This window comes from Paenibacillus sp. J22R98 (genome assembly GCF_059383835.1).
Genome location: NZ_JBXENW010000001.1, coordinates 250,995 through 263,246, shown reverse-complemented (window position 1 = coordinate 263,246; position 12,252 = coordinate 250,995). Strand labels below are relative to the sequence as shown.

11 protein-coding genes are annotated in these 12,252 nt (G+C 51.0%); 1 reads left to right on the top strand and 10 read right to left on the bottom strand.

Annotation, left to right across the window (positions count from 1 at the left end; all coding sequences use genetic code 11):
- Positions 1-41 precede the first annotated feature (41 nt).
- The 7 genes from mreD to AC50Y3_RS01175 all read right to left on the bottom strand — a co-directional run bounded on the left by mreD (position 42) and on the right by AC50Y3_RS01175 (position 5,759).
- On the bottom strand, positions 42-569 hold the full coding sequence (gene mreD / locus AC50Y3_RS01205) for a rod shape-determining protein MreD (protein ID WP_494816958.1): 528 nt from the start codon (positions 567-569) through the stop codon (positions 42-44).
- Positions 566-1,441 (bottom strand): rod shape-determining protein MreC, encoded by an 876-nt coding sequence (mreC, locus tag AC50Y3_RS01200; RefSeq protein WP_494816957.1) that lies wholly within the window; start codon positions 1,439-1,441, stop codon positions 566-568. Before mreC ends, mreD begins: the two co-directional genes overlap by 4 nt.
- Before the next feature lie 105 nt (positions 1,442-1,546).
- On the bottom strand, positions 1,547-2,581 hold the full coding sequence (locus tag AC50Y3_RS01195) for a rod shape-determining protein (RefSeq protein WP_494816956.1): 1,035 nt from the start codon (positions 2,579-2,581) through the stop codon (positions 1,547-1,549).
- Between the two features lie 43 nt (positions 2,582-2,624).
- Entirely contained in the window at positions 2,625-3,320 is a 696-nt protein-coding gene (radC, locus tag AC50Y3_RS01190; protein ID WP_494816955.1) for a RadC family protein, read from the bottom strand.
- Positions 3,321-3,352: 32 nt separating this feature from the next.
- Positions 3,353-3,982, bottom strand: a complete 630-nt coding sequence (locus AC50Y3_RS01185) for a Maf family protein (protein WP_494816954.1) — start codon at positions 3,980-3,982, stop codon at positions 3,353-3,355.
- Positions 3,983-4,017: 35 nt separating this feature from the next.
- The gene (locus tag AC50Y3_RS01180) at positions 4,018-4,260 is read right to left on the bottom strand and encodes a DUF4321 domain-containing protein (RefSeq protein ID WP_494816953.1); all 243 of its coding nucleotides are present in this window, start codon (positions 4,258-4,260) and stop codon (positions 4,018-4,020) included.
- Between the two features lie 62 nt (positions 4,261-4,322).
- Positions 4,323-5,759, bottom strand: a complete 1,437-nt coding sequence (locus AC50Y3_RS01175; protein WP_494816952.1) for an SPOR domain-containing protein — start codon at positions 5,757-5,759, stop codon at positions 4,323-4,325.
- A gap of 138 nt (positions 5,760-5,897) precedes the next feature.
- Here AC50Y3_RS01175 and AC50Y3_RS01170 point away from each other — a divergent pair, with 138 nt between their 5' ends.
- Entirely contained in the window at positions 5,898-6,227 is a 330-nt protein-coding gene (locus AC50Y3_RS01170; RefSeq protein WP_494816951.1) for an ArsR/SmtB family transcription factor, read from the top strand.
- Between the two features lie 117 nt (positions 6,228-6,344).
- On the opposite strand, the gene murC is transcribed toward AC50Y3_RS01170, so the two are convergent.
- From murC to AC50Y3_RS01155, 3 genes are read right to left on the bottom strand one after another with little or no spacing between them, the layout of a single operon-like run.
- Positions 6,345-7,742: a UDP-N-acetylmuramate--L-alanine ligase gene (murC, locus tag AC50Y3_RS01165; RefSeq protein WP_494816950.1), complete on the bottom strand. Its 1,398-nt coding sequence runs from the start codon at positions 7,740-7,742 to the stop codon at positions 6,345-6,347.
- 7 nt (positions 7,743-7,749) lie between these two features.
- Positions 7,750-9,135, bottom strand: a complete 1,386-nt coding sequence (locus AC50Y3_RS01160; protein ID WP_494816949.1) for a bifunctional folylpolyglutamate synthase/dihydrofolate synthase — start codon at positions 9,133-9,135, stop codon at positions 7,750-7,752.
- 30 nt (positions 9,136-9,165) lie between these two features.
- Positions 9,166-11,826, bottom strand: coding sequence for a valine--tRNA ligase (locus AC50Y3_RS01155; RefSeq protein ID WP_494816948.1), 2,661 nt, complete (start codon positions 11,824-11,826; stop codon positions 9,166-9,168).
- Between the last annotated feature and the right edge of the window lie 426 nt (positions 11,827-12,252).

Genomic DNA, 12,252 nt, shown 5'->3' with positions numbered 1-12,252 from the left:
ACGATTCTTTCACGGATGCGTATTTTCCTGCCTGGCATTCGCTATTCTTCTTCCTCTTCCGACTTAGCATTGCTGCCAGTTCGTTCAAACCATCGCCTTGCAGGCACGTAAATCGCTAATGCAAACAGAATTTGAAGAAAAACGCTCGGAATGATGTGATGGGATACTGCCCATTCAAACGTCTGATCCGTCAACCGGAACACACGATAGATGAAATATACGATGGTATCATAGGCAAGTGTGGACATGCAGATCATGAGCAGCGCCATCAGCAAGGTGCTTCTTTTGCGCTCCAGAAGAAAACCGGTCATATAGCCAACCAGTCCCATAGAGAATGAGTGAACCCCAAGAATCCGGCCATAGAAAGCCAAATCCTGCAGGAGTCCAAACGCCAATCCAAGGATAAGCGCTGTATGTCTGCCTCGATATAATCCGGCAAAGAGTACAAACGCTAGAGTGAAATGAGGAATGATCCGTCCTACCATGCTATCAGGCAGCAGCCAGTAGAACCACGTACCTTCGACAAGGAAGAACAGCAGAATGACGGCAACGATACGCTGCATACTCATTCTGCTTTCTCTCCAGTCTCTGGCAATTGTACGACAAATACTTCCGTCAGATGGTCAAAATCCGCAGCCGGCGTAATGGTTGCCGTGTACGTCAAACCAAAATCTCCGACTTGGCTGGAATCGACTGTGCCGATAACCATCCCCCGTGGAAATACATTGCCTTGTCCTGATGTAATGATGGTATCGCCTTTGGTAAGCGGATCATGCTCGGAAATTTTGGACATCGACAGCTTGCCTGTGTCCGAATGATAGTTATCAACAATCCCGAAGGAATCTTTCTCTTTGCCAAGCACCGTAGCGGCGATCGCCTTCGTATCCGGTGAAGTTTCGCTTAACTTCGTAATCGGCATGACCGACGAGAAGAACGGATCCACACGGTTCACGAGGCCGACAAGCCCCTTGTCTGTAACGACAACCATGTTTATCTTGATGCCGTCTTTGGAGCCCAAATTAATGCGGATCGTTTCCGAATAAGGGTCGTTGCCTACGGCAACTACTTGCGCGATCAAGTACTTATAGTTGTACAGCTGCTTCTGCCGTTCCGTAAAGTTCAGCATTTCCTGCAGCTCTTTGTTCTTGGCTTCCACAAAATTATACTTAATGCTGTCTCTTGCATAGGCAGCGGCCGCAATGCGCAGCTCCTCGTTCTCCTTGTAAATGGCGTGCAGGTTGGATAAATCCTTGAACAGTCCGGACACATATCCGGCTGGACGATATAGCCATTCCTGCACGAATGCCGTGGAATCGAGCGAGAAGTTTTCCGGCCATGTCAGCTTCTTCCGGTCACCGATTGAGAAGCCCATGACAGCAACGAATAGGATAAACACGATCATTAATACAAACATCCGCTTATTACGCATCCAATTAAACAACTTCTCTTCACCCGCCCATTCCACGCTCAATGCTGAACGACCAGAAGGCTCGTACAAACCAATCAGCGTCGCTCATCCGTTTTCCCCTAGACAGCTATCCGGATATTATCGCTTGGAACGAGAAACCGGGCCTCCACGTGTTTTGAACAGCTCGATATTGTCCAGCGCGCGGCCAGTACCGATTGCCACGCAATCCAGCGGATTCTCGGCCACAATAACAGGCATGCCCGTTTCGCGGGAAAGCAGCTTGTCCAAATTCTTCAGCAGCGCGCCGCCGCCTGTCAGTACAATACCGCGGTCCATAATATCCGCAGACAATTCCGGCGGACACTTCTCCAGCGTAATTTTGACCGCATCTACAATCGCATTAACCGTATCGGACAGCGCTTCGCAAATTTCCTCCGACGAGATTGGCAATGTCTTAGGCAGACCGGACACGAGGTCACGTCCGCGAATTTCAATCGTTTCCTGACGGTCCAAGGAGAGTGCAGAGCCGATCTCCATCTTCAGCTGCTCTGCTGTACGCTCACCGATCATCAGGTTGTACATCCGTTTGATGTACTGCATAATCGCTTCGTCCATCTCGTCACCTGCGATACGTATCGAACGGCTGGTTACAATACCGCCCAGCGAAATAACGGCAACTTCTGTCGTACCCCCGCCGATATCGACGACCATACTGCCTGTCGGCTCCCATACCGGTAGATCCGCGCCTATTGCTGCTGCGAACGGCTCTTCAATTGTGAACGCTTCGCGCGCGCCTGCTTGCACCGTAGCATCTTTAACCGCACGTTGTTCAACCGCTGTAATCCCGGATGGTACACATACCATAACGTTCGGATGACGAGGGAATAGAGAACGCTGCTTCTGGGCTTGGCGGATAAAATATTTAATCATCGTTGAAGTTGTTTCAAAGTCCGCAATAACGCCGTCCTTCATCGGACGAATCGCACGAATGTTGCCAGGTGTACGGCCAATCATCTTCTTGGCATGCTCACCTACAGCTTCAATTGTTTTCGTATCTGTACGTATAGCAACTACGGAAGGCTCTCTTACTACGATGCCTTTGCCTTTCACATATACCAGCGTATTCGCTGTACCAAGGTCAATACCTAAATCTTTTGTGAATCCACCAAACATGTTTAATCTTCCTTTCTTTCTTAAGACAATACTTCTTATTATATTACATGTGACCTTGCTCCTTCAAACTTATAAAGCGATTGTCACCTATTACCAAATGATCTAATACGTCAATCCCGACGAGCTCTCCGGCTTCTATGAGACGCTGAGTCAGCGCAATGTCTTCCGAACTTGGCGTGGGGTCACCGCTTGGGTGATTATGTACGCAAATGAGAGAGGCACTGCTGCATTTGATCGCGGCCCGAAAAACTTCCCGCGGATGCACCAGTGTCGCATTCAGTGTTCCGATCGACAACGTTTCTTTTAAAATAACCTGATTCTTCGTATTTAAAAACAAACAGATGAAATGTTCCTGTTTCAGATAACGAAGCTCCTCCATCAAGAGGTTCGCCGCATCTGCAGGCTTCCGAATGGTCGGCAGTTCACCCTGCTCGCTCCTTGCAATTCGGCGGCCAAGCTCGATCCCTGCACGCAGCTGAACCGCCTTAGCCGGGCCGATTCCGCGAATCTTGGTCATCTCGGCAACGCTCATATCCACAAGTCCGCGCAAATTGCCGCATTGGCCGAGAATCCGGGATGCAAGCAGCACAGCAGATTCCCGCTTCGTGCCGGTACGTATTAAGATGGCCAGCAGCTCCGCATGGCTTAATGCTTCAGCGCCAACGGCCAGCATCCGCTCTCTGGGCCTCTCGGTGGTTGGAATATCCTTCAGTGCATAGGATTCTCGTTGCGATTCCATCTCTGTTCCCTGCCTTCCCGCGAACTGATCGGTCAAATGACATCGATATGAAATTCAGCCAGCATGTCCGACAACAGAGATAGAGAAAGTCCTACCACGTTAAAATAGCAGCCGTCGATGTGGTCAACAAGTGTTGCGCCAAGTCCCTGTATGCCATAGCTGCCTGCTTTGTCCATAGGCTCGCCGGATGCGACATAACGTATAATTTGATCATTATTCATAGATTTCATCATTACCCGCGTCATGCGATGATGAATCAGCTCTCGTCCTGAAGACGTATCGACAAGGGCAATTCCCGTATAAACTTCATGCTCCCGGCCTTGCAGCTCGGTCAGCATACGGATCGCATCCTGCTCGTCCGCTGGCTTGCCCAGCACTTGTCCATTCAGTACGACGATTGTATCCGCACCAATTACAAGCGAATGGGATGCATCGTCATCATGCAGCATCTCCGCGGATGCTCGTGCTTTACGCAAGCCAAGCTGCTCGACAATTTGAGCCGGCAGCCAATCTGTTGGGGTACTTTCATCGGTATCGCTTGACAAAATGAGAACCGGCAAGGAAAGGTCAAGAGCTGCGACCAATTCCCGCCGGCGAGGAGATGATGAAGCCAGCACGAGCCGGCGAACGTTCGATGAACTTGTAGGAAGGGATACTTTCATGGATGCAGCGCTCCTTAACGCGTTGTGTCGGTTCCCTAAAGCTTGCGGTAGACCCATATTGCGACGATCAGTCCGATGATGCTTAGGAGACTAATCTCGATCCGCAGCGTAAACGAGTAGCTCAGAACGAGTAAATCCGCAGCCGGTGACCATACGACAGGTGACGTTTTGGTTAGGAAAGCAAGCCCCGGCACCTGAGACAACCAGCGGGACACCAGTGCGCCCGTAAGCAGCCCGATCAGAATGAAAAGCAGCAAAACCCAGATGTTTTTCTTCATCTTCCAACGTCCCTCGCCATATTTTGACACGTATACTTTATTATACGCGCCACGGGAACGCTTTACAATGCATCCATCGATTCAAACCAGGCTTTCTCTGCGAACACGGCTTTCATGAGGGAGGCCTGCATCGACCATAAATAAGCATCGGAAGGTTTCTTCGTATACTCATCAGCTGCCACGGCTGCTGTGTTAATCAATTGCGTCAATTTCTGAAGCGATGACTTGTTTACTTTATCGGTTAAACCAGCGGCAAGCGCATTAGCAGAAGTGATCCACTGCTGGTGCAGCTCTTTCCAGTCCCCCGCATCATCTGTAGTGCCGCTCAACCGTTCTACCGTAAGGCGGTCCAAGCTGGCGATCAGTCCGTTCGTTTGCTCGAAGAAGGCTTCCACCGCAGATGCGTCACCTTTGAAGGCGATGCTGGTCACTGCAGGAAGATCGATTTGCTTGACGTATACGTCCATATTCGTCAGCAAATGGCCAAGCATCTGCGCCTCATCACGATCCGGCGACATCCCTACATAGACCCGGTAGTCCTCTTGCGTTGTAAGCGGGGCAGCTGCCAGCCCTTTAGCCGCAAGCTCATCAACCGCTGCATTCAGACCTTCCTCGTTGCTGAATACGCCATATTGAAGCATGTAATAGGAACTCTCCGGTATATGAACTTTGATCATCGGCTGGGCTGCTGTTGAGCCGTTTCCGCCGTTATCGACTGCGCCGCTGCTGTTAGTGGCACCATTGGATGAAGGTGTATTGACCTTGCCATTAGCGGATGTGCTTGCGTTTTGGCCAGTCGTTCCTGCCCCGTCAGTAATCGTACCGCTTACGGAGGCCTCCGGCTGATTGGTGGAACTATCCGATCCAAACGATCCGTTCCCCGTGAACAGCGCCAACACAAAGTACCCGAATAAAGCGCCTGTCGCAATAGCCCCGGTTACAGAAGCAAACACTTTAAACCATGACGGTCCTTTGGACGGCCGTTGATTTGTTCCGTTCATATACGAACCGAATGATGTGCGGGCATTCATTTGCATCTCGTTCCGCCGTCTCTCACGCTCTTCCATTTCCTCATCGAGAATCGGATACATATCGATTACGTTCCGATCCGCTTGGATCCGTTTGCGAGGCTCCTCATACTCGTCTCCCAGCAGGATCGTATCCGTCTGTTCGATATGCGGTGGCAGCTGCTCCTGCGGAGCATCGTATAGTTGATTGTCATGCTTTATCGTCCGCGCCGGCTCGTTCGGGCTCGGCTTCCTTGTTTTCTGGCCGTCTGCTTCACGAATGAGCTGCTCCAGGGCATGGGCATCATTTTGGAAGGGGCTGTTCCATGAACCTATTTCAGACGTGAATTTCATTTCCTCTTGAAAGAACGGCACGACATTCGAGGAATTCCTCTGTTCCTGCCTCTGTTCCTGCTTCTGTTCCGGTTTCTGCTCTACTCGTGCTCCGCTCTGCCGATCGAAACGGTACGTAATGCGTCCTTTAGCACTCATCGCATTCTCTCCTTGTCCACATACTCTAGTAAGAGTCTATGAAAAAGTTAAGAGGAATATGACCCGCCGCTCGAAGCTGCAAGATTGGACGTTTTGCATTCCTTGACCGGTATATTCCTTCTAAGGTATATTCAGTTTATGAATTCCACAATGAGCGCTCTTGCCGAGCCTAATCGATTACGAATCGTCGAGCTCTTGCGGGACGGCCCGCTGACTGTTGGTGAAATCGCCGAAAGGCTTGGCCTTCATCAGCCGCAAGTGTCCAAACATTTGCGCGTTCTGCTGGAAGCCGGTCTCGTCGAGGTTCACCCCGTCGCCAACAAGCGAATCTATAAACTCGGGACGAAACCGCTCCAAGAACTCGACGATTGGTTAAGTTCCTTCCGCCGTACATGGGAAGAGAGATTCGATCAATTAGATGAATATTTAAAGAAGCTGCAAGGGAAAGATGAGAATGCCGGAGAGTAGGAGGGGCGGTCGTCGTTTAGATAGATAGGTATAGATAAGCATCCCATTACAAAAGAACCCCCACTCTTAGAAGTGGGGGTTCTTTACTATCGGCATTCACGCCGATACTACTGCATGCTATTGCGCTCTAGCGCGCAGCGTCTTCGCAAGCGAATCCGCTACCTTCCAAATATCGCCCGCACCCATCGTAATCACGAGATCACCAGGCTGCACTTGATCGGTCAGGACGGCTAGCACCTCATCCTTCGTAGGATAGTAGGATGTATTCGCATTGCTGTTCTTTATGATAAGCTCTACGAGTTTCTTCGAGTTCACGCCTTCGATTTGCTGCTCGCCGGCCGGAGAATAAATATCCGTGATCAGCACCTCATCCGCCTCTGTGAAAGCACGGCTGAACTGATCAAGCAAGAAGAAGGTTCTGGTGTAACGCTGCGGCTGAAATACCGCGATGATCCGTTTACCGGTCGACTTTGCTGCACTGATTGTAGCTTCAATCTCCGTCGGATGATGCGCGTAGTCGTCAATAACCAGAATGTCATTGACTTCGCCGAGCACCTGGAATCTGCGTTTCGCCCCGCGGAAATCAACGATAGCTGCCGCGATTGCCTCGAAAGAAACACCTGCTTCCAGACAAGTAATAACGGTCGCCATCGCATTATATACGTTATGGCGCCCAGGAACAGACAGCTCGATTCGACCGAGCAGCTGACCTTCGCGTGTCATATCGAAAGAGGCTTTGCGATCGCCAAGCGAGATATTCTGTGCACGGTATGTCGCTTCTTGATCGATACCGTACGTCAGCACGCCTTCACTGCCGAGTGGACCTGCGATCAGCTCTGGCAGCATCACCTGCATATTCGTGTCGTCCGCGCACACAATCGCGCTGCCGCCGTCCTTCACTTGGCTTAGAAACTGCACGTAAGCCGCTTTCAATTTATTGAAATCACCGTCATAATTTTCGAGATGATCCGGTTCAATGTTCGTTACAATTGCGATTGTGGGATGGTACTGCAAGAAAGATCCGTCGCTCTCATCTGCTTCCGCAACGACATACTCGCCTTTGCCCGCTTTAGCATTTGTGCCGACATTGACGATTTCGCCCCCGATAATATAAGTAGGATCGAGTTTGCAGTTTTCCATGACCAGCGCGATCATAGAAGATGTCGTCGTTTTACCATGTGCTCCTGCTACTGCGACGCCTTTGCCGTTATTCATCAATCTTGCAAGCATCTGAGCGCGGTGCAAAATCGGAATGTTCAGCTCTTCTGCCGCTTTGCGTTCCACATTGTCTCGAGACAGCGCAGTCGAATAGACGACCAGATCTGCCCCTTTGACATGCTCCGGCTCATGGCCGATGTAAATGCGGGCTCCATTAGCAGCAAGCTTCTCTGTAAGTTCTTGCCGAGCAACATCAGAGCCGGTCACTTTATAGCCCATCTCCAGCATAACGCGCGCGATTGCGCTCATGCCGTAACCGCCAATTCCGATGAAATGTACGTGTTCTGCCGTATTCAAAGACGGTTCACCAACCTTTTTCAGAATCCTTATTATAGAGCAATTGGGAGCGGACGTCGGCAATCAGATAGAGTGTTCCGGTTACGACTGCCAAATCATCCGCATTCGTGAGCGACTGCAGCCGCTCAAGTGCAAGCTTCCAATTCGGTTCGATGATGAGCTCGAAGGAACGGTCGATTGTCTCCCGAATTTCCTGAACAAGCGCTGCCAGCTCTTGCGCCGGCAAAGCTTTGCGAAAATCCGGCTCGGTCACGACAAGCGTATCCACTAGAGGTAGTATATGCCGCAATGTGTCACGATGATTCTTGTTCGCGAGCATACCCATCATCAGATGAAGTTTGTCGTACCGGTACGTGCTTCGCAGCGACTCCGCCAGCATTTGCGCGCCTTCCGGATTATGTGCGCCGTCGATCAGAAGTCGCGGCGATGTACCGATCATTTCAAGCCTTCCCGGCCAAGCGGCCGTGCGAAGCCCTTCTCTTAAATCCTCATCTTCGAGAATAAGCGCATAGTATTGTCGCATAATTTCAAGCGTCATCACCGCAACAGCGGCATTCGACTGCTGATGTACACCGTTAAGCGTAATGGTGAGCGGCTCAATCGAACGGAACATGCCTTCAAAACGGAAGGTTTGTTCATTCTCCTCCACATGCAGCGGTTGGATCGCGAACTTATCTCCGAGCATATAGAGCGAGCTATTCTTCGCTTTAGCTGTTTCCTTAATGATCGCGGCTGCTTCCGGTTGGCTGACTGCACTGATGACCGGAACACCGGCTTTAATAATCCCGGCCTTCTCTCTTGTCACAGCCTCAATCGTATCCCCGAGAATGTCCATATGGTCATGCCCGACATTCGTAATGACCGAAACAATCGGAGTGACGATGTTCGTCACGTCCAAACGGCCGCCAAGTCCGGTCTCCCATACAACAAAATCCGGGTAAGCTACGGTGCCATAATAGAGAATGGCAAGCGCCGTCGATACCTCGAACATCGATGGGGAGCCAAGATCCGTGGCTGCGATCTCTTCCACCAAAGGCTTCAGCCGGTTGGCGAGCTTCAGCAGCGTTTCTTCCGGAATATCCGCTCCATTGTATTGGAAACGGTTCGTGAATTTCGTGATATAAGGGGACGTGAACGTCCCCACATCATACCCGCAGCGAAGCAGGACGCTTGTTAAATAAGCGCAGACCGAGCCTTTGCCGTTCGTCCCGGCGACATGAATAAATTTGAGCCGGCGCTCCGGATGACCCGTAAGCTCCATCAGCTTCTCGATTCGTTCCATGCCCGGACGGATGCCGAAGGCAACGAGTCCTTCGATCCAATCTCGTGCTTCTTCATAACTGGTGAGCGATGCCGCCGTATCCGACTCCGTAGTCATCTGTTGTTCTGTCATGATTCTCTTCCTTCTTCCTGGCGGTCCGGATTAGCCTCTTAGCTCGGCAATCCGCGCTTTCACCATATCCCGTTTTTCGGCGTAATCAGCCATCTTGGCACGCTCTTCTTCGATTACCTTAGCAGGCGCTTTCGCAACGAAGCCTTCATTGCCAAGCTTCTTCTCTACCCGCTCTACCTCGTTCGTCAGGTGGGCAATTTCTTTCTCAAGACGAGCAATCTCTTGCTCGATATCAATTAAGCCTGCCAGCGGCAGATACATTTGAGCGCCCGTCACGATCGCCGTCATGGCTTTATCCGGCGCAGCCAGATCCAGACTCATGGTAAGCTTCGACGTACCGCAGAAGCGGATAATGAACTCTTCGTTGCGTGCCAGAATAGCAGCTTCGCTCTCGCTGGACGGCTTAATTTGCAGCTCGACCTTCTTGCTCATAGGGACATTAACCTCGGCACGAATATTCCGAACCGCGCGAATCATATCCATAAGCAGTTCCATCTCGGTTACTGCATCAGGTGCTTCAAGGGCTTTATCATAGACCGGCCACTCTGCAAGTGTAATGGTCTCGCCTTCATGCGGCAAGTGTTGCCATATTTCCTCGCTGATAAACGGCATGAACGGATGAATCAGGCGCTGCGTGCGATCAAGCACGTAGGCAAGCACCGATTGTGTAGCGCGTTTGGCATGCGCATCTTGACCATTCAGGTTCAGCTTCGCGAACTCGATATACCAGTCGCAAAGATCATCCCAAATGAAGTTATACAATACACGGCCGGTTTCGCCGAAATCGTAGCTGTCGATCAGACGTGTAACATCGGCAACTGCAGCATTCAAACGGTGCAGAATCCAGCGGTCAGCCGTGCCAAGCTTCACGTTAATATCGATATCCGCAGCGGTTACGCCTTCTAGGTTCATCAACGCAAAGCGGGATGCGTTCCAGATCTTGTTCGCGAAGTTACGCGCTTGCTCTACACGTTCCCAGCGGAAACGCAGATCCTGTCCAGGCGTGCTGCTGGTCGAAATCATATAACGCATCGCATCTGCGCCGTATTTCTCAATCACATCAAGCGGATCAACGCCATTGCCGAGCGACTTCGACATCTTCTTACCGTTCTCATCACGAACGAGACCGTGCATCAATACGTCTTTGAACGGAATTTCGTCCGTAAATTCAAGCGCGGTGAAGATCATGCGAGCAACCCAGAAATAGATAATGTCATAGCCGGTTACAAGTACGTCTGTCGGGTAGAACCGTTTCAGATCATTCGTTTGCTCCGGCCAGCCCAGAGTCGAGAAAGGCCATAGCGCTGAGCTGAACCAAGTGTCGAGGACATCTTCATCTTGACGAAGCGATTCGTTTCCGCAAGCGGAGCACGCGCTTTGATCTTCACGGGCAACATGCATGGCGCCGCAAGAGTCGCAGTACCAAGCCGGGATGCGGTGACCCCACCACAGCTGGCGGGAAATACACCAGTCGCGTACGTTCTCGATCCATTGCAGGTAGATTTTCTCGAAGCGATCCGGAACGAAGTTTACGCCTTTACCGGACTGCTGCGCGTTAATTGCAGCTTCCGCGAGCGGCTTCATATCAACGAACCATTGCGTCGACAAGTACGGCTCGACTACGGCTCCGCTGCGCTCGCTGTGGCCGACTTGATGAACGTGATCTTCGATTTTGATGCAAACGCCGCTCTCCTGCATATCAGCTACGATCTTCTTGCGGCAATCTGCGCGATCCATGCCATTGTAAGGACCTGCTTCGGCATTCATCGTACCGCTCTCATCCATCACAACGATTTGCGGCAAGTCGTGACGAAGACCTACTTCAAAGTCGTTCGGGTCGTGAGCCGGTGTAATCTTAACCGCGCCGGAACCGAATTCTTTCTCTACATACTCATCCGCAATGATCGGAATTTCTCTGCCGATGATCGGCAGTACAATCATTTCGCCGATCAGGTGCTTATAGCGCTCATCCTCCGGATGTACCGCAACCGCAGTGTCGCCAAGCATCGTCTCCGGACGCGTCGTAGCAACCGTAATGAAACCGGAACCGTTCTTCAGCGGGTATTGCAGGTGGTACAGGTGACCGTTTACTTCTTTATGCTCAACCTCGATATCCGATAGCGCCGTACGGGCAGCCGGATCCCAGTTAATGATTTTTTTACCGCGGTAAATAAGTCCCTTCTCGTAGAGACGAACGAACACTTCGCGTACCGCCTGCGACAAACCTTCGTCGAGCGTGAAACGCTCGCGCGAATAGTCGAGAGAGAAGCCCATTTTGGCCCATTGCTCGCGAATCGTCTCATTGTACAGCGCTTTCCAATCCCATACCTTCTCCAAAAACTTCTCACGGCCCAGGTCATAACGAGACTGACCTTCTTCGCGAAGCTTCTGCTCTACCTTTGTTTGCGTAGCGATACCTGCATGGTCACTGCCCGGCAGCCATAGGGCATCATAGCCCTGCATCCGCTTCGTACGAATCAGAATATCCTGCAGCGTAAAATCGAGCGCATGACCGATATGCAGCATGCCCGTTACGTTTGGCGGCGGAATCACGATTGTATATGGCTCTGCCGAAGGGCGCTTGCCCGCTTCAAAAAACTTGCCTTCCATCCAATACGGATACCATTTCGCCTCTGCCGTCTTCGGATCGTACGTTGTCGGCATTTCAGTCGTTGCTTGTTTTTGTGTCATCAGCTTATCCTACCTCCACTGTATTTCTAATCCATTCAAGGATTCCAATACGCATAATTAACGAAAAAAAATAAACCTCTCGCCCTTAATTCAAAGGACGAAAGGTTTAGCTTCCGCGGTACCACCTTTGTTCCGAGCCCTGCATGACGCAATCGGCTCGACAACTTTAAACAGATAACGGCTGCAGCCGGCCGGTACTTACGAAGAAAATACGCTTCGTTCATCCAGCAACTCCGGGGCGACAAATCGCAGTTCATATCCTACAGAACCTCTCAGCGCAGCGGTTCTGCTCTCTGAAGGCATTCCTGCCAATATTCCCCATCAACGTTCATTATAATAAAAGTATTACCCTATTTTTTCTATCATACACGTTATTATTTGTTCACGTCAATCCCAGCAGGATAGCGGCCTAATTCAAGCTTTCCA

Coding starts and splice junctions, on each gene's coding strand:
- AC50Y3_RS01155 (WP_494816948.1), bottom strand. CDS start 11,826: ATGACACAAAAACAAGCAACGACTGAAATGCCGACAACGTACGATCCG.
- AC50Y3_RS01175 (WP_494816952.1), bottom strand. CDS start 5,759: ATGAGTGCTAAAGGACGCATTACGTACCGTTTCGATCGGCAGAGCGGA.
- AC50Y3_RS01185 (WP_494816954.1), bottom strand. CDS start 3,982: ATGAAAGTATCCCTTCCTACAAGTTCATCGAACGTTCGCCGGCTCGTG.
- AC50Y3_RS01160 (WP_494816949.1), bottom strand. CDS start 9,135: ATGACAGAACAACAGATGACTACGGAGTCGGATACGGCGGCATCGCTC.
- radC (WP_494816955.1), bottom strand. CDS start 3,320: ATGGAATCGCAACGAGAATCCTATGCACTGAAGGATATTCCAACCACC.
- AC50Y3_RS01170 (WP_494816951.1), top strand. CDS start 5,898: ATGAATTCCACAATGAGCGCTCTTGCCGAGCCTAATCGATTACGAATC.
- AC50Y3_RS01180 (WP_494816953.1), bottom strand. CDS start 4,260: ATGAAGAAAAACATCTGGGTTTTGCTGCTTTTCATTCTGATCGGGCTG.
- AC50Y3_RS01195 (WP_494816956.1), bottom strand. CDS start 2,581: ATGTTTGGTGGATTCACAAAAGATTTAGGTATTGACCTTGGTACAGCG.
- mreD (WP_494816958.1), bottom strand. CDS start 569: ATGAGTATGCAGCGTATCGTTGCCGTCATTCTGCTGTTCTTCCTTGTC.